At 60.5% G+C, this 20342-nt stretch carries 21 protein-coding genes; 9 read left to right on the top strand and 12 right to left on the bottom strand.

The annotated features are described in order from the left end of the window. Positions 1-254: 254 nt before the first annotated feature. Positions 255-566, bottom strand: a complete 312-nt coding sequence (locus tag BMZ66_RS24200) for a hypothetical protein (RefSeq protein ID WP_092678966.1) — start codon at positions 564-566, stop codon at positions 255-257. Positions 567-820: 254 nt separating this feature from the next. On the opposite strand from BMZ66_RS24200, the gene BMZ66_RS24195 reads away from it, so the two are divergent. Continuing rightward, complete coding sequence (locus BMZ66_RS24195) at positions 821-1252, top strand: energy transducer TonB (RefSeq protein WP_092678965.1); 432 nt, start codon at positions 821-823, stop codon at positions 1250-1252. 337 nt (positions 1253-1589) lie between these two features. Here the strand turns inward: BMZ66_RS24195 and BMZ66_RS24190 are convergent, their stop codons facing one another. Next, positions 1590-1964, bottom strand: a complete 375-nt coding sequence (locus BMZ66_RS24190) for a hypothetical protein (RefSeq protein WP_143080441.1) — start codon at positions 1962-1964, stop codon at positions 1590-1592. Positions 1965-2387: 423 nt separating this feature from the next. On the opposite strand from BMZ66_RS24190, the gene BMZ66_RS24185 reads away from it, so the two are divergent. The 6 genes from BMZ66_RS24185 to BMZ66_RS24160 all read left to right on the top strand — a co-directional run bounded on the left by BMZ66_RS24185 (position 2388) and on the right by BMZ66_RS24160 (position 7346). Then, positions 2388-3125 (top strand): hypothetical protein, encoded by a 738-nt coding sequence (locus BMZ66_RS24185; RefSeq protein WP_092678963.1) that lies wholly within the window; start codon positions 2388-2390, stop codon positions 3123-3125. Next, positions 3122-3532, top strand: a complete 411-nt coding sequence (locus tag BMZ66_RS24180) for a DUF2846 domain-containing protein (protein ID WP_092678962.1) — start codon at positions 3122-3124, stop codon at positions 3530-3532. The genes BMZ66_RS24185 and BMZ66_RS24180 overlap by 4 nt, the downstream gene beginning before the upstream one ends. A gap of 9 nt (positions 3533-3541) precedes the next feature. Next, positions 3542-4558 carry a sensor histidine kinase gene (locus tag BMZ66_RS24175; protein WP_092678961.1) on the top strand — a complete coding sequence of 339 codons (1017 nt, stop codon included), beginning with the start codon at positions 3542-3544 and terminating at the stop codon, positions 4556-4558. 6 nt (positions 4559-4564) lie between these two features. After that, on the top strand, positions 4565-5275 hold the full coding sequence (locus BMZ66_RS24170) for a LytR/AlgR family response regulator transcription factor (RefSeq protein ID WP_092678960.1): 711 nt from the start codon (positions 4565-4567) through the stop codon (positions 5273-5275). Between the two features lie 428 nt (positions 5276-5703). Further along, positions 5704-6630, top strand: a complete 927-nt coding sequence (locus tag BMZ66_RS24165; RefSeq protein WP_143080440.1) for a pepsin/retropepsin-like aspartic protease family protein — start codon at positions 5704-5706, stop codon at positions 6628-6630. 377 nt (positions 6631-7007) lie between these two features. After that, positions 7008-7346 carry a transthyretin-like family protein gene (locus tag BMZ66_RS24160; RefSeq protein WP_143080439.1) on the top strand — a complete coding sequence of 113 codons (339 nt, stop codon included), beginning with the start codon at positions 7008-7010 and terminating at the stop codon, positions 7344-7346. A gap of 76 nt (positions 7347-7422) precedes the next feature. Here the strand turns inward: BMZ66_RS24160 and BMZ66_RS24155 are convergent, their stop codons facing one another. From BMZ66_RS24155 to BMZ66_RS24110, 10 genes are all read right to left on the bottom strand, one after another. After that, positions 7423-9792 (bottom strand): TonB-dependent receptor, encoded by a 2370-nt coding sequence (locus tag BMZ66_RS24155; protein ID WP_143080438.1) that lies wholly within the window; start codon positions 9790-9792, stop codon positions 7423-7425. Positions 9793-10151: 359 nt separating this feature from the next. After that, positions 10152-11843 carry a DUF4974 domain-containing protein gene (locus BMZ66_RS24150; protein WP_092678956.1) on the bottom strand — a complete coding sequence of 564 codons (1692 nt, stop codon included), beginning with the start codon at positions 11841-11843 and terminating at the stop codon, positions 10152-10154. 41 nt (positions 11844-11884) lie between these two features. Next, on the bottom strand, positions 11885-12985 hold the full coding sequence (locus BMZ66_RS24145) for a FecR family protein (RefSeq protein WP_092678955.1): 1101 nt from the start codon (positions 12983-12985) through the stop codon (positions 11885-11887). A gap of 101 nt (positions 12986-13086) precedes the next feature. After that, a complete protein-coding gene (locus BMZ66_RS24140; protein ID WP_092678954.1) occupies positions 13087-13818 on the bottom strand; it encodes a head GIN domain-containing protein in 732 nt (243 codons plus the stop codon). Between the two features lie 97 nt (positions 13819-13915). Then, positions 13916-14503, bottom strand: coding sequence for an RNA polymerase sigma-70 factor (locus tag BMZ66_RS24135; protein ID WP_092678953.1), 588 nt, complete (start codon positions 14501-14503; stop codon positions 13916-13918). A 338-nt stretch (positions 14504-14841) separates the two neighbouring features. Further along, entirely contained in the window at positions 14842-15264 is a 423-nt protein-coding gene (locus tag BMZ66_RS24130; protein WP_143080437.1) for a hypothetical protein, read from the bottom strand. 111 nt (positions 15265-15375) lie between these two features. Continuing rightward, positions 15376-15510: a hypothetical protein gene (locus BMZ66_RS26330; protein WP_262507622.1), complete on the bottom strand. Its 135-nt coding sequence runs from the start codon at positions 15508-15510 to the stop codon at positions 15376-15378. A gap of 188 nt (positions 15511-15698) precedes the next feature. After that, on the bottom strand, positions 15699-15962 hold the full coding sequence (locus BMZ66_RS24120) for a hypothetical protein (protein WP_143080436.1): 264 nt from the start codon (positions 15960-15962) through the stop codon (positions 15699-15701). A 95-nt stretch (positions 15963-16057) separates the two neighbouring features. Further along, entirely contained in the window at positions 16058-16261 is a 204-nt protein-coding gene (locus BMZ66_RS24115; RefSeq protein WP_092678949.1) for a hypothetical protein, read from the bottom strand. Between the two features lie 242 nt (positions 16262-16503). After that, a complete protein-coding gene (locus BMZ66_RS24110; protein WP_092678948.1) occupies positions 16504-16743 on the bottom strand; it encodes a hypothetical protein in 240 nt (79 codons plus the stop codon). 162 nt (positions 16744-16905) lie between these two features. On the opposite strand from BMZ66_RS24110, the gene BMZ66_RS24105 reads away from it, so the two are divergent. Both BMZ66_RS24105 and BMZ66_RS24100 read left to right on the top strand, forming a co-directional pair. Then, positions 16906-17439 (top strand): GNAT family N-acetyltransferase, encoded by a 534-nt coding sequence (locus BMZ66_RS24105; RefSeq protein WP_092678947.1) that lies wholly within the window; start codon positions 16906-16908, stop codon positions 17437-17439. A gap of 1675 nt (positions 17440-19114) precedes the next feature. Next, on the top strand, positions 19115-20152 hold the full coding sequence (locus BMZ66_RS24100; protein WP_092678946.1) for a replication initiation protein: 1038 nt from the start codon (positions 19115-19117) through the stop codon (positions 20150-20152). The last annotated feature ends 190 nt before the right edge of the window (positions 20153-20342 follow it).

The following is a 20342-nucleotide window of genomic DNA, read 5'->3' as shown; positions in this document are numbered from 1 at the left end:
TGACCGGGGTGGAGCAGCCGGCCAGGCCGCTGGCCAAGGCGCCGCACAGCGCCCAGGCGGCCCGGCCGGCGGCGAGCGCAGCAAAAGGGTTCATCCCGGCAAGATACAGGGCTTTGGGCGAGTGCGGAGGCAACCCAATTGCTCCTGTTTACGAAAACGGTCCGAAGGTAAACGCGGCCATTTATTCACTGGCGGGTTCACCAACGAGAGGCACTGTTGGCACGCCCAGCCCAGGGGCGGTAAAGGGAAGGTTGCTACGGCTGGTGGCGGCGTAAGTAGACCACGTGTTCGTTCAACTTCTGCATGACCTGCACCACGTGCCAGCCGTGCGTGCTCATGTAAATGAGCGCATCGGCTTCGAAGGCCATCCCCTTGACGCGCTCCGCCTCTTCTGCTTGGCCCTTGGGGGCCCATTCCGGGCTGCTGGCTAAGAGCTTGATGCGGTCCCGGTCCTTCCCGATTGGCGTGACTTCAAGCAGGCAGTATTGGTCGGGGGGGCTCGGGACCACTTGGGCGAAGGCGGGGAGAGCCGACCACAAGAAGCTGAGAAAAAGGAGGTACTTCATGGGACCAAGATATTGCGTGGCGTGCGTACGGGCCGGGAGGGGGCGCATCCGAAAGCCACAGGTCGGACCATGGCCGTTGTGCAAGCGCCGGAATGGGCGGCGTTGATCCCTAGAGCAGCACAAAAGCAGCAATCTGGCGGGGTTCCTGCTGCCAGGGGGGCCATTGTTGCTTTCGCTATTAGGCTGGGCAATGTTCATGGAAATGGTCGGAATCGCAAAGGGAGGGTAATTTCACTTGCCAAGCCCCTACCCCAATGAATGAACGACGCATACGGTTAAAGCGGCTTGTTCTTTTCGGGGCGCTCCTGCTGGTTTCTACGACGGCCGTTCGGGAGCAGACAGCTGCCGGCACCCGGGTATACGACTACGCCGAGGTGATGCCCAGCTACCGCAACGATACCCCACGGCAGTGGATGGCCTACGTCTCGAAGGAACTGAGCCACGTTTTGTATCGGAACAGGCAGCGGGAGGGCAAAGAGATCGCCAGCTTGTACCTGCGGCTCCTCATTGACCCGCACGGGCGGGTACGCGACGTGCAAATTACCCGCCCGCGGTTATCAACCCGGTGCGAACGGGAAGTGCGCGCGAAACTCCTGACCATGACGGGCTGGACGCCCGCCCGCAGGCAGGGCCAGCCCGTTTGCTGTTGGATTCCCCTGCCCGTGAGTTGCCTGAAATGGCAATAGAGTTACTTGGATGCCGTTCGCCACGGGGCGTGATTAGGATGGCTTACCCTGATACCCCGTAGAGTTTACTCAAATGGTGGTGCCCTAAACCAGCTCCGTTCAAAAATAGGAGCATAACGCTCGCCGTGCAGCGGTTTCCGCAGGGGCCGCCGGACACTTTCCCCGTGAACCGCGCTTATTGGTCTATGTTTCGTTAATGGGTGCTCCAACCTCCCGTGTGCCAACGTCATATTTGGGGGCAGCCTGACCCGGCAGCCTCTAGCCGGCCGTTCTGCTGCTGTAAACACCTTATGCCCAAGGTGGGGACGGCAACTGCATCAAGGGTGGCTGGACGGCGCTAGCCCACAACACCAACCGTGGAAGCTACCGGGGACAAGAAGATGAGCAGCCCATAAAGGGACACCAACAGTGCCGAGGATATTAGTAAGGCACGGTATAGGTTCTTATGTAATCTGGCCGCGTTTGCTTTTACGGCTAGACAGAAGGCAACCGCGAGGACGAATTGAGCGACTGCTGCCTGTAGTTTGTATTCCCAAGGGCCGTGGAGCAACTGATTGGGACGGGCAGAAAGGGAGTCCCCCGGCCCAGTATCCAAATCGTAGAGGTATTGTAGTAAGGCGTCGAAGTGAAAAAAATACAGGTAGTTGGCAGCCACTACCGCGAGCAGCAGCAAGACCAGCACCAGGAAACGTAAAGTATAGGGCTTGTTCATGAGAATCCGTTGGGGTACTGCTTTATGGGGGGGGTGGCGGCTAACCTTCCCCGCGCTACCGCCCATGCCGACGGGCAAAGTACGCTCACCGCGTGAACACAGGGTTGAGGAGGAAAATGCGTTGGAAGCTTTGTGTTCAGCCAAACGGTTCGAAAAGCGAAACGAGGATTATGATGCAACTGGGCAGCAGAAAAAGGCTCACCAGGGCCATCAGGTTAAGAAGGTAGGATTGACCTTATTGTCCCGCTTTTTCCCGCTCTCACCTGAGCACCACCCCTACTGCCAACGAATGCCTCGAGTAGAGGCAAGGCCACAAACTTGACGGGTTTGCCCACAAACCTAGCCGCGTTGGCCACACGGGGTTGCGCGGGGCGCGGGGCGGTGCTTGCTTCGACGCATCAACCAACCCCACTCCCCACCTGTATGCAGCGCTTCCTGTTTTTATTTCTTCTCCTGGGTCCGGCCGCGATGGGCCAGGCGACGGACTCGGCCCGGACGTCCGGCATTCCGCCCCAGAGCAATTACAAATACTCCATTATCCACGGAGTAGGCGCCACGCTGGCGTTGACCAGTACGCCGAACATGCAGGCGTTTTTTCGCCAGAACAGCATTAAACGCGATTCCCCCCTCGACCCCTTCGTGTATGGGAATTTCGGCGGACGCTACAAACGGCTAAAACTGCTCTTTGATGGCGGCTACGGCGTCAACTTATTCCAACCCAATGAAAAGGATGCACGCGTGGTGCGGCGCACCTACGCTCTCAGCGGGGGCGCGACGCTGGGCTACGATGTGCTCAACACCCGAAATCGTCGCCTTTACCTCAACGTGGGCGTCGGCCAACTCAACTACGAGTACGCCGTCATTAATCGCACCACGCAGCCCGTCGTTTTCCAAAACCAGCCGCAGTATAACCCGGCCGGCAACATCCCGTCGCTGCAATTTCGCAACGATTACTGGGACATCAACGTGGAATTTTCGCAGCGCGAGAAGCGCAGCAGGAGCATTGCCAACGTTTTTCGCGTCGGCTACCGGCGGGGCTGGCAGGCCAACGCGTGGCGGTCGGGGGCGTTTTCGCTCCTGGAAGCGCCCCAGGACCGCATCAGTCAGTTCTACTTTCAGGCGGGGTTATACGTGTCGGGTAACTACTGGGCCAACCAATGAAAGCGCACGTCTTTTTGCCGGCGCTGCTGCTCGGCCGTTGGGCCGAGGTACCCCCGCCCCTTCAGGACGCTCCGGCGCACCTGGTCATTTACCGCCAACGCGAGTTTAACGGCAGTGCTTACGCCATCCGAATCAACGGCCAAAAGTTGGGCGTGCTGCTGCCTAATCGATATTTGCAGCTCGACCTGCCGCCGGGGCGGGTGAAAGTGGAGTCGGTTAGAGACTATTTTTCCGAAAAACAGACCGTGCAGCTGGAGGCCCAACCGGGCCGGACCTACTATTTCAAAGCCGTGGAGGACATCGATTTTCTAACCCGCACCCTCTTGTTGGCCCCGGTGAGCGAGGCCCAAGGGCAGCGCGAGCTGCAAGGCATTAAACCCGCACCCGCGTCCCGCAGCGCCCGTTAATTGTTCCCTATGCCTCGTTTCCGACCGGCCCCGGCCCTGCTTTTTGGCGTTGCCCTCGCCGGCCTGCTGGCCTACTGGGGCCGGCTGCTGTATGGAGGCACGTGGCACCGCGAGACGGACACGCCCGAGGTCGGCAGCCTGGCGCGGTACCTGCTGGGCATCGGGGTGCTGCTGGCCGGCCTGGCCGCCGTGGCGCACCTCAACTACCGGCTCGCCTTCCGGGCGTGGCTGCTGCGCCGGGAACCCGGCTGGGGCTACGGGACGTGGCTGTGCGGGCTGGCGTGGGTGCTGTTTGAGCTCCTGCAGGTGCGAACCGACCGCGTGCCGGAGTTTATCGACGAGAACCTGCTGCTGACGGGCGTGCTCCTGGCCGTCATTGTGGCGTATGGCTACGTGGCCGACTCGTTTCGAGCCCGCCGGGCGCAGGACCACCTGCTCCAGCAAAAAGTGGAAGCCGAGCTCACGGCCCTCAAGGCCCAGGTGAACCCGCACTTTCTTTTCAACGCCCTCAATACCATCTACAACGAAGCCCAGCGCGTCGACAACGAAACCGTCGCCGACCTGATTCAGCAACTCGCGGGCATCATGCGTTTCACCCTGCAGGAGTCGAAGCAGCCGCTGACGGCCATCGAGAACGAGTTCTCGTTTCTGGAAAAGTACCTGGCCCTGCAGCGCGCCCGTCTTCCCGCGCGCGATACGCTGCGCGTGTCGACTGAGCTGGAATGGGACGGGCTGCCGGCCTCCATTGCCCCGCTGCTGCTGATTCCCTTCATTGAGAACGCCTTTCAGTACGGCATCAGCTTCGTGCATCCTGCCTACATTGAGCTGGCGGTAGCCGTGGAAAACCGCCGCCTGCGGCTGCGGGTAGCCAACAGCATTGCCCCGGGCCCGGCCGTCCGGCCGGGCCCGGGCACCGGCATTGCCACCGCCCGGCAGCGGCTGGCCCTGATGTACGCCGGCCGGCACGAACTGCACATTGCGCAAACCGCCGATTCCTTCACCGTCTCCCTTACCCTTGACCTGTAGGCGCTTATGTTACACGCCATCGCCATCGATGATGAACCCGCTGCGTTGGAGGTGCTGCAGCGCTACGCGGACAAGGTGCCGTTTATGCAGCTTACGCACACCTTTCTGAGCACTACCGAGGCCCTGGCCTGCCTGCACACCCACCGCGTCGACCTCCTGTTCCTGGACATTCAGATGCCCGATGTGCACGGCCTTGATTTTGCCCGGCTGATTGCGCCCCTGCAAAAACGCATCGTGTTCACCACGGCCTACGCCGAGTACGCCGTGGACGGCTTTTCGCTGCAGGTCCTCGACTATTTGCTCAAGCCCATCGAATTTGGCCGGTTTTTGCAAACCTGCAACCGGGCCTACGCCCAGTTGCTACCCGCCCGCGAAGGCCCGCCGGGCATTTTCGTCAAAGACGGCTACGACTGGATTCGGGTCAACGTGGAGCAGGTCCTCTACATTCAATCGGATACCAATCTGCTGTTTATTCACGAGCAGGGCCGGCAGGTGAGCACCCGCATGACGCTGGCCGACATGCTGGACACCCTGCCCGCCGAGGAATTTATTCGGGTCCACAAATCGTACATCGTTGCGCTGAAGGCCATTCGCAAAATTGAACGCCATCAGGTGACCGTCGGCACGGTCGCCATTCCGTTGGCAGAGAGCTACCGGGAAGCCCTGCAAACCCGCTTACTGAAAAAACCGCCTAGTAAAGGGGTTGACGTAGTCTAGGGTAGCCGCCCAGAAGGAGCGCATGAGAAAGCGCGGAAAGGCGCCCCGGCGGACACCCCGGCTCGAGTGGCGCTGGCGGCCGCGGGGCGGTCGTATTCACCCGGGCGACCTTCGGATGGGCACTGCGGATACCGCGTCTGACCAAACGAATGCGAGAGGCAACAGATTAAGACCTAATCATTCTATCGACTGCGTTCTCGTTTAGCAAAACGGTCCGAATCGCAAAACGAGCGTAAGTTTATCCCACTTCACCGTTGGCAAGCCTTGGTTAAGAAAAGGTGGCCAAGTATTGGCGCACCGGTTCGCATATGATAACGCGAGCTGTTTCCAATGGGAAACAACTAACGATGCTTACGCCCCTTTCATGGGCTCCCACCCCAGCACTGTCATCCATGTTCCCCCCGTACCGGTCACTGCTCGTTGTTCTCTTGCTTGCTGCTTGTTCTCCGCCGCGGAAGGCCCTCCACGCTCCCCTGGTGTATCCGTGGTTTCCCTTCACCTGGTACCGGACGACGATTGCCGGCAAGCCGTTTGACAAGGTCGCCATCATGGTGCCGGTTAAAATCAACGACTTGCCCGGCAATCTGGTCACGCAGTTTGACTTGGGCAGCGGCACCACTTTTCTGTACGAGGACGCCCTCAAAAACTATTTTGCGTCGCGGGCGCAGCTGTATGCCCACGTGGACACGGCCCAACGGGGCACGACCGATGCCGGCCACGTGCATTACGCGACCCACGGCCTGCCGTTGGCCTTCGGGGGCGCCGTCGTGCCGGCCCCGCGGCTGATGACCCGGCAGGGGGACCCGGTTTCCCCGGATTCGTTGCGCTCTCCCTCCCCGAAGTTAGTGGGCACGCTCGGGGCCGATTTTCTGGGCGGCAAGGTGCTGGTCATCGACTACCCGCGCCGGCGCATGTGCGTGCTGGATTCGGTGGACGCTTACTGGCGGGCCCGGACCCGCTTCGTGGCCGGCCGGGTCAAGGACAACCGGTTCAGCATCCCGATTGCGGTCAACCGCCGCACCTATTGGGCCCTGTTTGACACCGGGGCCAGCTTGTTTCCCCTGAGCACGGACCAGGCCACGTGGCAACACCTGGTCCGTCCGGGGGCAGTGGTGGACACCTTAGCGGTCAACTCGTGGGGCGAAAAGGTGCCGTTTTACGGGGCGCCGATGCAGCACGACGCGTACCTGGGAACGGTCCGGTTGCCCGCGTCCAAGGCGTGGTTCACCCGCAGCCAACGCCACCTCGACTTCAACAAAAGCGAGCGGGTGGACGCGCTGACTGGCAACGCGTTTTTCCTAGAGAACACCGTCGTTCTGGATTTTGCGCACGCGCGTTTTGGCGTGGTGGACTAGTGCCGCTGCTAACACGTCAATTTCTGCGAGGGGCCCGCACCGGCAAAGTGCCACGCTGCCCCCGGCCGCCCGGCGAGTGAAGTCTCACCCCTCTTCCCAAAGTTGGCCAAGCAGAGTTTTATGTCTACTCAAACGGTCCAAAAAGCAAAGCAAGAGACGGGTGTGTAGAGGCTAAAGGTTACTTGCCCACAAGAGCGCAAACAGCAGCACGATGACGAGGATTAACCAAGGCGGTGCCACGCGCACCCGGTAGCGTAATCGACGACGGAGGGACATGCGAAGGGATAAAAAGTAAGGACGACGCCTGTAAGGTAAAACGAGCGTAAGTTTAATCTCACCGCTAGTTAATGTTCACTAGCATCAAACTTCACCTTCCCATGCGCCCTATATGGCTTTGGCTGCTACTCGCCTTGAGCGCCTGCAACCGCGATGTCGAAAATGCCCGCTTAGTGGGCACCGTGACCGACCGGCGGACCCGACAGCCGGTGAAGGGGGCCGTGCTACACCTAGAAACGGCCTATTACCGGGGCGGGGACTACGACAGCTACAACGGGTACCGGTACGACACGCTGACCACGGACGCACAAGGACGGTTTGCGGCCACGTTCCCGCTGCTCTGCTACTTGGCCATCGAAGTGAAGCAAGGCCCTCGGGACACGCTCGTTTATGCCGAAGAAGTCGTTTCCAAAAACATCCGCGTAGACATTCGATTGTAGTTCAGCGAAAGGGTCCAACCAGTAGAACCAAGGCATTAACTCGCACCGCAATTGTGTTTTTTTGCGCTGCCTGTGCCTAAAACTCCACCCGGTAGTTCAGGAAGGGCACCAGCGAGGTCTGGTAGCTGGTTTCCAGCTGCTGCGAGTACCGGTCGTAGAAGCGGCCGAAGATGTTCTGGTTGTTGGTGACGTTCTGGATGTCGAGCGAAATGATGTGCGAGGCGCGGGGGCGGTTGTTGCGGTAACTGGCCCGCAGGTCGAGGCGGAAGTAGCCGGGGCCCTGTTCGGCCCAGGCACGGTCTTCGAGCAGGACGGCGTAGCCGGCCTGGCGGGAGGCGTCCAAGTCAACGGGCGTGTAGCGGTTGCCGCCGGCCCAGAGCAGGCGCAGGTTCAGGCTGACTAGGTTGTTGTGCTCGCGGCCCACCTTGAACTCCCGCCCGCCCAGGGCGTTGGCCACGAAGTTGCCGTTGTAGCGGGTGTTGCGCCATTTGCCGTCGGCGGCCTGGTAGCGGGAGTCGTAAAGCGAGCCCGTGAGTTGGAAGTAATACTGGCCGGTGAAGAACTTCTCGAGCGTGACGTCCAGGCCGTAGTTCTGGCCTTTACCGCGAGCCACTAGAGCTTCGGTGGGCGCGCCGCCGCTGAAGTTAAGGGCGGCGAACGTGCTGTTTCGGTTCGGGCTGATGGCTACGTCGTAGAGGTATTGATAGTAGGGCTCCACGCGCAGGCGCAGGTCTTCGCGCAGCAGGTTGTCGTAGCCCAGTACGTAGTGCAGGGCGCGGGCCAGGCCCAAGTTGCGGTTGGGCTCGGCGTAGCCGCCCCCGGCCTGCGGCAGCTGGGTGAAGTACACGAACGGGGCCTCCAGGCGGCTGTGCAGCCCCGCCCCCGCCGAGAGCGACTGCTTGGGCGAAAACGCCCAGCGGGCGCCCACGCGCGGCTCCAGGGCGGTGTTGCCGTTCAGCCCGAAGCGCAAAAAGTGCACGCCGCTGGTGACGGTGAGCTGCTTGGTGGCGCGGTACTTCCACTGCCCGTAGGCCTGGGTGGTGGTGGCCGCGCCGGTGCGCTGCAGGAACTGCACAAACTGCCCGCCGTAGTCGTCGGAGCGGAAGCCGCTGCGGGCGTCGAAGCCCAGGCGGCTCACGACGGCGCCGGCGCGCAGGGTGTGGCGGGCGCTGAGCTTGTAGTTGTAGAGCAGCGAGCCGCGCAGGGCCGTGTTCACAAACTGCTGGTCGGCGTCGAGCACGCGGCGGTAGCCTTCGCCCACTTCGTATCCTTGGTAGCCGTGGCGGTCACCGGAGGCCGTGAGGGCGGTTTCGAGGTAAGCTCGGTCGTTGAGCACGTGCGTGTAGGTGAGGCCGCCGGTGGCCACGTCCGACGAACTCCCGCCATCGAACCGGTCGAAGTAGCTCTTCCAAATCGACGAATCCCGGGCGGCTACGAAGTTGTTGCTGCTCAGCCCACCAATGCCCCAGAACACAAGGTTGTGACGGCCCACGGGCACGTTGACTTTGAAAGACAGGTCCTGGTACTTGGGCACGCTGCCGTCGCCGGTCACGTCCACGCCCAGGTTGTTGAGCAACGCCAGGGACGAATAGCGGTAATTCACCAGGTACGAGGCCTTGGAGCGCGCGCTGAACGGGCCTTCCAAAGCAAATTCCACCCCCAGCACCCCGGCCTGAAAGGCGTACTCGCGCTTTTGGTTGTTGCCGGCCCGTAGCCGCACGTCGAACACGCCCGACAGGGCGTTGCCGTACTCGGCGGGGAAGGCGGCGGTGAAGAAGTCGGAGTTGGCCAGCGCGTTGGTGCTGAGCACGCTCACGGCCCCGCCGCTGGCGCCGGCGTCGGAGAAGTGGTTGGGGTTGGGGGCTTCCACGCCTTCAATGCGCCAGAGCAGGCCGCGGGGCGAGTTGCCGCGCACCACAATTTCATTGCTCAGGTCGCCGCCCGAGGTGCCCGACACACCGGCCAGGGTTTGGGCGGTGCGCGCCGGGTCGGAGAGGCTGGCGGCGTAGCGCTTGCTTTCTTCCACTGAAATCGAGCGGGCCGACACGGTGGCCATGTCATTGCGGGCGGTGCCTTTTTCGCGCTCCCCGGTCACGGTCACCTCGTTGAGCTTCGTAAAGGACTCGCCAAGCCCGATGTTGAGCACCAGTTCCTTGCCCGAGCCCAGCAGCAGCTCGGGAATGGTCTGTTCCTCGTAGCCCACAAAGCTGATTTTGAGCGTGTGGCGCCCCACCGGCACCTGCGGTATCTTAAAGTCGCCATTGACATCGGCGGTACCCACCAGCAGCGGGCTGCTGCCGACAACAAGCACCGTGGCGCCTATCAGCGGCTGCTGTGACTCGCGGTCCAGGATGCGGCCACGAATGGTCTGGCTGAGGCCCTGGGCGTGGACCGGCAAGCTCAGCCCGAGCGCTAACACAATGAAAACAAACAAAATAAAGCGCATGAGGGTCAAATTTTACAGGCATAGCGCCGCCTAGGCAGCGGAAAATGGCTGTCGGTGAAAAAGCAGTGATGAAGGATTATTGAGAGGGCCGGCAGGCCCCCGCAACGGGGTGAAGGCGAGCCGCACGGGGCGACCAGGAGGAACGTTCCGTTTGTAAGAGACCAGTATCGGGCCTCACCCCTACGCCCGGCCGAAAAATATTTTACTTTTCTGTTTTTAGCTCTGAATTGGCACCAACCAATGTCCCAGAAATAGCGCCTAAAACATGGTTTTGAGGTGCTTTATGGGCAATGATGTCATGCACAGCGCAGCGAAGCATGACGGGTGGAATGTTGTTTTACACTTTTTGATACTAGCGCTTAGAAACGAATGCCCGCGCAGTAGCCTATCCACCCAAACACGCTGGTTCTCGCGCCTGGCTCATCAAGCCAGAGACTGCGGTTCTGCACCAAGCTGGATGATACTTGCCCGCGCTCGGCATCGTAGCGCTGAGTGACGAGCACGCTCACCGTGGGCCCGGCCACGAGGCGCACGCGGCCACCGGCTTTGAAGGGCGCGAAGCCCACCAGCAGGCGCAGCTGGTTTTGCAGGTTGAGCTCGTCGGTCCAGCCGCGGCTTTCTTCGTTCACGTGCAGGGCCACGGCGTCGAGGTTCAGGCTGATGCGGCGACGGGCCAGCAGCTCGGTGCCGGCGCCGTAGCCCAGGGCCCAGCGCTGGCCGTTGCTGCCGAAGCCATCGTAGGCCCCGGCGAAAAACGTGTAAAAGCCCGCCGAGCCGCCCAGCTTTAGGTTCGCGCCCACCGCCCACGATTCCGAGTTCAATACCTCGAAGCGGTGGTAACCACGACGCACAAAGTTTAGCGGCGCAATGCTGACGCCGTCCACCGAATCGGCAATGTTGAGCAGCCCGGCCAGCTGTACGCCGTGCACCGTGCCAGCCACGTTGAACAACCCCGCCGCCTGCACGCCCCGCACCTCCCCTATGGAGGCATTGAAAAGACCCGCAGCCTGCACCGACTTGCGTGCGGACACGGGGCCGGCCGCCTGGGACTGCGCTGAGTCAGCGGCCAGCTTTTTGGCCACGCCGTTGTAGTTGAACAAGCCGGCGGTTTGGACGCTGCTCACCGGGCGGGTGGCCACGTTGAGCAGGCCCGCTGCCTGCCAGCCCGTGCCCGTGCCGCCCAGCACGTTGAGCAGGCCGGCGCCCTGAAACCCGTCGAGGTGGCGGCCCACCACGTTGGCCAGGCCCGCCAGCTGCACGCCCTTGACTGTGTCGCGGGTGATGTTGAACAAACCGGCGGCTTCGAAGCCATCAACCCCAGCCGAAGTACCGCCCAGCACATTCACCGACAGCTTGTTCACCGTTTGGCCGCTGCGCAGGCCGTTCGAGCCCAAAGGGCCCAGAAATGAAACCTGCGCTTGCCGGGTTCGAGCGGAGCTCGCTGGCTCCGGCTCCGCTGCGTTTGCCGTGGTATCGGGGGCCGCAGTGGGCTTCACCGCAATCGTATCCTGGGCCACGGCGGCCACCACCGGGCCAGTGGTTTTCACTGACTGCGTACCCGATTTTGCTGTCGCTGGTGATCTCCCGGCTTCGGTAGGCTGGTTGGCGGCTGGCTTGGTTGGCGTTGGTTTGGGAGCGGGGGCTTTAACTGGAACTGCCACCTTGCTGGCAGGCGAGCTGGGCGAAGTTGTGCTTACCGGTGCCGGCTTGGTCTTGGTGGGCCGCACCGTGTGCAGCACCACCTGGTCGCCGACCAACTCATAACCAATGTTTTTATCGGCCAGCACCGCGTTGAGCACCGTGCGCAGGGGCTGGCTTTGCACGCTCAGCGTCACAGGTTGGCGCAGGTTCAGCGCTGTGTTGCTGTAAGAGATGCGCACGCCGTACTGGCGCCGCAGCGTCTGGAGCACCGATTCGAGCGGGGCTTGGCTGAAGGTCACGGTCACTTTGCGCTCGAGCACGGAACTGGAGCGGGATTGGGCTTGAGCCGGCAGTGGCGAGCCGGCCAGGGCGGAAAGCATGGCCAGGGCCAGGCATATGCGGTTTCGCATAGCTTAAAGGGGAAATAAAGGCGAGAGAAAAGACTGGGCGGCTAAGGGCAGCCCGGTCCGTCGAGGGTGTAGCCGGCAGCCGACTGGCGCACGGTAAGGTTGGCCGATAAGCTCACCACGCGCAGCACCTGGGGCAGGTTAGCCTGGGCGAAGGTGCCAGTGAAGCGGCAGTTGCCGATGGCGGGATTGGCCAGGGTCACGGGCGTGTCGTAGTAGCGCGCCAGGGTCTGGGCCAATTGGGTCAGCGTCTGGTTGTCAAACACCAACTCCCTGCGCTGCCACGCGCGGAAGTTGGGGTCCGAGATGGGCTTTTGCACCGCTGCGGTAGGGGCCACCCGGTAAATCACGCCCCGCTGGCCCGGCGTGAGCAGCACCGAATCGGTGCCGGTGCTGAGGCGCCGCACGGGGCGGAAAGCCACGCGGCCCGTCACCACGGCCACTTCCACCGAGTCTTCGGCACCGTAGGCGCGCACGTTGAACGACGTGCCGAGTACCTGGGTCCGGGTTTCGTTGGCCAGCACCGTGAAGGGCCGGCCGCGGTCCTTTTTTACTTCAAAGAAGGCTTCGCCTTGCAGCTGCACCACCCGCGCGGTGCGGTTGAAATTGGCCGCATAGCTGAGGGTGGAGTGGCGGTTCACCCACACGCGGCTGCCATCGGGCAGGCTGACTTGCCGGCGTTCCGCGCTGGCTGCCACGGTAATGGTTTCCACCCGCTGGCGGAGGGGCCAGAAGCTGCGCAACACGCCCCAAACCCCCACTAGCAGCAGCACCGCTGCCGCCAGTTGCAGCCAGGACCGGGACGCCAGCGCAGGCCAGAGCGGCACAACCCGGCCGCCTTCGGTGGCCGGAGCTGCGGGGGCTGGTTGCATTACGGCAGCGGGCACCGCCGCGGTAGCGGGCTCCAGTTCGGCCGCAACGCGGAAGCGCTGCCAGGCTGGGTCCACGTCTTCGGCCGAAAACGCTTCGGCCAGGGTACCGCCCCGCTCCCAGGCCCGGGTGGCATCGGTGAGCAGGGGCAGGCGCTCGGGAGAGGCCGTTATCCAGGCGTGCAACTCTTGTTCTTCCAACGCAGAAGCTTCCCCGGCCAAGTGCTTGGCCAGAAGGTCCCAGGGGGCTTCGGTGTCAGAATACAAGTCGGGCATGAACGAGGGCGGCAACTGAGCCTGCTAAAGTCGGTGTTTTTTGACTACCGGCGGGGACCGGTGCGGAGAGCCGCCAGCTGGAGCACGCAAAATAAAGGCAATTAATTATCAGCCAGCACCCGGCCCGAGCCGGCAATGCGGCTGCTGACCGTGGGGTTGCCTTTGTAGTACACCGAGCCGCTGCCGGTGATGTCGGCGTTGAGGGTGCGGGCGGCGCGCACGTAGCTGCGGCCCGAGCCGCTGATGCCCACGTAGGTGTCAAGGGTGGTCAGGTCATAGGCACTCACCCGCCCTGACCCGCTGATGTTGACGTTGTGGCTCGGGGCGTTGCCGCTCATTTTGGCCTCGCCCGAGCCCGACACGGTGGTGCGCAGGGCATCCACTTGCGCAAAATTCAGGTTGAGCTCGCCCGAGCCCGACACGCTCGCCTGGAAGTTGGTCGCCGTAAAGGGCGTCGCGCTGCTGGCCTTGCCAGAGCCCGAAACTTCCAGCTCCCGCAGCGTGGGCACGGTGATGTAGATACGGATGGGGTCGTGGCCGCGCACGTTGACGCGGCCGTATTCTACCTCGAGCTTGTCACCGTTCATCTCGGTTTCAAGCACGTCCAGGATGTTGCGCTGGGCCTCCACGCGTACCTGCTGGGGACTGCCTTGGCTGACGATTACCTCGGCGTCAATTTTAAGCTCAAGGCGCTCGAAGGTGCTCAGTGTGCGAACTTCGGATTGCGTGGGGCCGGTGCCGCGCAGGCTCGGCCCAAAAATATCGCCGTCGTTGGAGCAAGCAGGAGCGAGCAGAACGGCTGGCAAGGCCAGGAGAGAAAGTAGCTTTTTCATAGCTTTTAACGTGGGTGAATGATTCTTTCCCTGGTAAGAATCACTTCCCCGCCTTTACCCCTACGCCGAATGAAAATATTTTTTTTCGCGGGCGGCATCAGCGCAGGAAGACGAAAAGCAGCAGGCTGTGCAGCAAGCCCTGCAGGCCCTTGCGCATCAAGCGCAAGGCTTTGCCCATCTGGTTTTCCACGGTTTTGGGGGCTACTTCGAGCGCATCGGCAATTTGCTGGTAGCTGAGGCCCTCCTGGCGGCTGAGCAGGAACACGGCCCGGCACTGGGGTGGCAGCGTGGCGAGAGCGGCGGCGACGGCGGCTTCGGCTTCCTGGCCGTGCACCTGCTCCTCGGTGGTGTTGCGGCCGGCGTCGGGCAGGCTGGCATCGTCCCAGGTTACTTGGCGCTTGCTCCGGGCGGTGTGGCGCAGGGCGGCGTTCATGGCGGCCCGGTAGAGGTAAGCTTGGTAGGTGGTGGTGATGCGGAGGTTTTCGCGGTTTTTCCACACGTTCAGCAGCACGTCCTGCACCAGGTCTTCGGCGACGTCGCGGTCCTGCACTACCCGAAAAACCACGTTGCCCAGGGGGCGATAGTAGGCCCGAAACAGCACTTCCATGAACGCCTCCGCGTCCGTGCCCTGCAAGCTCGCCAGGCGAAGTTCAAGGTCGGCGGCTGGATCGGAAGCGGTGAACATAGTAAACCAACAGCCGGTAAGGCGCCTCACCGGCGTGAGCGCGCCCCAAGAGCAAAGTTGTAAGCGTTATTAAGCGGTCAAATTATACTTGGGCTGGCAGTAATTCCAAAGTTGCAGTCATTTAGCTAAAGGGAGCCCGCTCTTGGCAAACACCTTCTGGCCACCATCCTAAACTTTATGAAATTGCTTCAAAGCTATAGGGTTCCTGCTTGTGGCACCCGCTTGGCCTTCTTTTTGACCTACGCCAGGCTTGTGGATGTCAGATTCGCTGGGTTCATTTCAAGGAGCATTTCATTTCCTGATTAGAGCGAAAGGGTCGGAAAGGCGAAAGAGGAGCGTTATTTCCCCACAATGGCCCGGTACACTTGGGCGTAGCGAAGGACATCCTCCGGGCGCACCACGCGGTATTCTCGTTGGGCCGTCAGGTCCAGGACGTACCCGCCCGCGCTGACAAGGACTTGGTGCGGGGCTTCCCCAACGCTGAACACGCAAAAGGTGAGGTTCTGGCCAATCTTTTGCTGCCCATGACGCCGGGTGGATGCCCGGGCCAATAACTGCGACAGGGCCGCTGTTTCCGCCGCCGGCACCGCCTGACCGACGGGGCAATGGCCCTGCAACTCCACGAAGCGCGAACGAGCGGACGCCGTGGAGTACCCCATCCAGGTTTGGCACGGATAGACCTGGATGGCCGTGGGGCAGAGGGGCTCGGGTGGAGAGAGCCAACCGGCGAGGGCCAAGAAGGGCAGAACAAGAGGAGCCATGAAGAGCGAATATACCTTGACCAGAGGGACGGAGCAGTTTAGCAAAAGGGTCCGAAGGCAAACGCAGCCATGCCGCTGCCGGGGGGCGTGGGGCCCGGCGGAGCCGACGGGCTAGTGCGTGGCGATGCGGTACGTCATGTAAGCCGCGGCCCCGGCGGCGGCGAGCACGAGGAGCAGGCGCTGCCCGTCGGTTTCGGTTTGTTTCCACGCCAGCCCGGTCAGCCCCGCGATACACAGCAGAAACACGACCCAAAGGATGGCAGCAATCATGGAACCGAGCGGGTTGGTAAAGTCCCCGGCGAAGGTAGCCCAAATCCGGCCGGCGCGGGGGCGCGGCGGCACGCAGCTCCTTCCCGCGCACGGCCGACAACCGCCGGATCCTGACCAGGCTGTCGACTGCTCCAGAAGCGTTCAGCCAGACGGTGCATTCGGCACTAAGTGGTGATGCTGAGCAAGAGGCTGCGGTCCCGGGCCGGGCCATCGGCCGCTTCGGCCGGCACGTGCACGTAGTACTCGACGACGGTGCCCGGGGCCAGCACGTCCTCGTCGACAAAGGGGCAGCGGGCGTTGACCGCCACGCGGTGCCAGGGGCCCGCGGCGCCGCCCACGCGGCGAAAAATGTGGGCGCGTTCGCTGGGTTGGGCGGCAAACGTGATGCGGCGGCCCGTGGCCACCCGTGCAAGTTCGGGAGCAGGCATACGGTACGTACGACTAAAACAGCCCGCCGGAACCGGTTGGCTACCGGTTCGGGAAAAGGGGCGCTCTTCCAAGCAGCGCCAGCCGTCGCCGTTTTCTAGTCGGGCTTCTCCAACACAAAGGTTGCGCAGTGGTAGCCGCTTTCGATGCAGGTAGCCATCTGCTGGATTACCCAGCCCTCTTTCAGCGCCTGGGCTGTCTCGCCCGTTGGGTTGTGCTCGAACGAAGCCGTAGAGGCCGCTTTCGTAGCCAGGGTGGTAGAAGCCAAGCTGAGGACTTCGGTAATGACGCGTTGTGCCACGGGTAGTAGGTAAAAAGTGAGCCGCCAAGCTACAACCGATTCCCTCTTGGCCGGCGGGTGACGAAGCGGCTCTTACCCAACCGATGGCAGCCAACGCGGCAAGAACTAGCCAGGGAAACGAAAGGAAACAGGGTAGTAGACCGCGTCTTACTGCACGGCAGGAGAGCCGTCTCGGCTACTGGTCCAATTAGTTCAGCGAAACGGTAGGAAGCTAAACGCTGGCGTGTTCAAAAACAGGAGCGTTAGTGTTTATCCCCGATGGCCGTGCTGCTCCCGGAGATGAAGGCTAAGAAATACCGGCAGGCTTCGTCCTCGGTTTGAAAAGTACGCTCGCCGCTCTTCTTTCCGCGTTCGCTGTAATACACCTCCCACCCGTCCCGGGTACGGTTCAGCGTGACGGTATCGTCCATCTGGCCCCCGGCCAGGAACCACCCCCGGTAGCCCCCCGTGATGAGCGCGCGTTCTAATTCGACTACATCCATGGATTAAAGCAAAAGGAGCAGGTGGTTCACGTTGGTTGGACGCAAGTTAGAGCCTGATACCAGAACGTGACGATGGTTCAAGAAAAGGGTCGTAATAAGAAAACGAGTGTTTCCCCGAGCGCGCCCTACCTTGCCTCACCTCCTCCTTTACCCCAGCCCACCATGACCCTTCACACCGCTCGACTCCAGCTGCGGGAATTGTCGTGGGCGGACCTGTCGGCGGTTCATCAGTTGCATTCGTTGCCGGAAGTGGACGCGTTCAACACGCTGGGCCTGCCCGCGAGCGTGGCGGCCACGGAGCGCCTGCTCGCCGGCTGGCTGGCGCAGCAGCGAGCGGTGCCGCGCACGTCCTATCTTTTCTGTGCGCAACGGGCCGACAGCGCCGCGTTTGTCGGCCTGCTGGCGCTGAACCTGGGGAAGCCGCAGTTCCACAACGGGGAAGTGTGGTACAAACTCTTGCCCGGGCACTGGGGCCAAGGCTTGGCAACCGAAGCCCTCACGGAGCTGCTCCGGTTTGGGTTTGACGACTTGCGGTTGCACCGCATCGAAGCCGGGTGCGCCGTGGGCAACGCGGCCTCGATCCGCGTGCTGGAAAAAGCGGGCATGACCCGCGAGGGACGCAAGCGGCAGGTGCTGCCGATTCGGGGACAATGGGTCGATAACTTCTGGTTTGCCATCCTGGAAACCGACCGCTAGAAGTTCAGTGAAACGGTGGTTCAAGCCTTACCCTTACACAGGCAAAGGCTCACGCGGCAACGAAACGTATCAAGCCTTAAGGATTCCCAGGAAGGCGTTGTTATTGAGCCGATCCTTCTCCTTTGTCAAGGGAAAAGACTACTCAATAGAAGCTATCACCTAGCAAATGGGCAGGATGGGTTGCACGAAGGGCAACGAAAGCACCGCGAATCCGGGCCAGTGGAACAACCACAGCCGTGCATTAAACGCCCCCCTCTTAACTGCCTGACAACAAGTAATAAAAAGCACAAATGCCCATTACACAAGTACCTTTTTATGCCCTCGTTTCCCTGATTCGGGGGTGGCTTTATGACACTAAAGAGACTAGAGGGGTTTGTGCTTAAAGGGCTGAGGGAGTTGGTATTAAAGTGACCCTTTTATGGGTTTTGTGCTAATTAAAACTGCCTAATCCGCACCTCAAAGAATAGACTAATAAACCCTTGACAGTGACCATGCTGACTCGGTGTATTTAATTCATTCTTGGGCCATTAGCGCCTGGGCACTCATTTTTCCTTTCTTTTCTTTTCCTCACGTCAGCATTCTTCAGCAGGTCTGGAAAGACGCTTTACGAGCATTCTCCCATCGACTCGCCAATTACCGCCATCTTTTTCACCGACAGATTATTGTATGAGCAAGGCAGCACTAATGCACATCGTGTTACACGGTTCGCGCACTTTGAACCCAACCTTGATTGGAACAATGGTGACGCTCAAGATGGCCCGAGTGGGAACCCCGCGACATTCCCACTCGGGCAGATTCGATTGCGGCAGCAGGGAGATAAACCTCACCAAAGCCTTTTTTTGCTGGCATGCCTGCACGCGTAAGTATACTTCCGGTGTGGAATGGATTGCCTAGTTGAGCTGAGGCCTTTTGCCCGCTCCACTCCGGTATGCACTAGGAACCATTACCACAGTTGTCGGAACCTTTATCATACATCAGCGGAACCTCTACCAGTCTTGAGCGGAACTCCTACCACAGTTAGCGGAAGTGTTACCATTTAAGAGCGGAACCATTATCACTTTTTAGCGGAACCTTTACCAGAAATAGGCCCGCAACTAACTAATCTCCAGTCGGTATGGCGCCCTAGAAGATAGAAGATAGAAAATTAAAGAAAAGAGAAGATGGGGCTTCGCCCATTTATTTATTTTTAGGATAAAAAAAAGGGCCCGCTTGCTCGCATTTTCAAGCGAAAGCTTTTAAGGAAAAAGAGTCGACGGGTCCCGCGTGCACGAAGCTCCGCAAGCTGGCCAACCGATGTATGTACATTAATTTTTTGCTCCTAATTATGGTCTCTTGGTTGTCAATCTCGTAAAAAATGACCCTAGCAGGTATCGGTGGAACATGTATGGTAACAGTTCCTCTAACTATGGTAACGGTTCCGCCAACTGTGGTAACAGTTCCGCCAACTGTGGTAACAGTAATCTATGTATGGTAAAGGTTCCGCCAACTGTGGTAGGAGTTCCGCTTATAATAACGGGTAAGAAGTGAGCCTATGTATGGTAAAGGTTCCGACAAGTATGGTAAGGAATCGGCTAAAAAAGGCCACTGCGTATCATGTATGGTAATTGAGTGTTTAATTATCATAGTTGGAAGAGTCTCGTTATCTTTACCCTTATTAGCCTGACAACTCCGCCTAATGGATACTACCCCAGCGCGCAACGACGTTATATTTCAGCACAACAACCTCATTCGCACCAACCTTCACATGGGCGAGCTGGAAGCCCGCATCATGGTCATGGCTCTCCAGGGCATCCATCAGAATGACGAGGGGCCGCTCCCGCCCATACGCTTGAAGATTACTGATATCTACCCTGATGCCGGAGGCAAGGCCTACCGCTTGGTGGGCGCCGCGTGCAAGGCTCTTTACGAACATGACCTGCGGCTGGTGCCGGTGGGCTCTAACCCCCAGAACAGTGAGTACCGCACCCGTATCGTTTCCGATATTGGCATCGACGCCGGCACGGGCTTGGTAACCGGCAACTTCGCCCCGAAGATTCGCCCTTACCTCATGGAAATCACTAAGGTGGTTGAAGGCAGCAAGCCCGGCTTCACCTCGGCCGATGTGAAGAAGCTGCTCGTCATCAAGAATGCTAACTCCCAGCGGCTCTACTGGATTCTCAAATCCTATCAGTCGCTGGGTTCCAAAGAAATCGCGCTCGACAAACTCCAGGACTATCTTTTTGAAGGCAACAGCCCCTACGGGAAATGGGGCGACTTCAACCGCTATGTGCTGGAGGTCGCCGTCAAGCAACTCGGGGCCGAGGACGTAGGTTTTCCCTTCTCCTACGAGGCCGTCAAAACAGGTAAGAAGGTTACGGCTATCAAGTTCGCCCTCCCGCCGCCGGAGCGGCCTGAAAAGTCCGAGCGCACCAAAAACCGTCTTGGCCAGGGCCTGCCGGTACAGGACGACGCTGGCTTTGAAGCCTTCCTGGCCCAGTTTGACGACCGCCGTAAACTAACCTATGGCTTGCTGCTTGAGGACGGCATCGACAAGCCGATGGCCCAGCGCATTTTACAACTCGTGGGGCCCAACGACGATGCCCTGAAAAAGGTCGTCGCTGCCCGTAAAGCCGGCAACTTGGCCAAGCAGGCTGGCAAACTCATGTGCCCGCTTCCGGCCTTCATCATAACCGAACTTCAGGGCAGTTTCCCAGGTCTAAAGTCGAAGAAGTAACTGATGGAAAGGTTCTTTGAGAACGGGAAAGTGCCCTTGGTAATTTTTAAAATGGCCTAATAAGGCTTAATTATTGCCTTGCATCGGGAACTGGTTATCCATCTGTAATCGCTAAACCGCCTCTGCCATGAGCCGCTGGAGTGCCCCCACTGCATATTGGTTTACTAACGCATTTACTAACGCACAAGAC

Source organism: Hymenobacter arizonensis (assembly GCF_900115775.1).
GTDB lineage: Bacteria > Bacteroidota > Bacteroidia > Cytophagales > Hymenobacteraceae > Hymenobacter > Hymenobacter arizonensis.
This window is presented reverse-complemented; position numbering and strand designations above follow the sequence as displayed.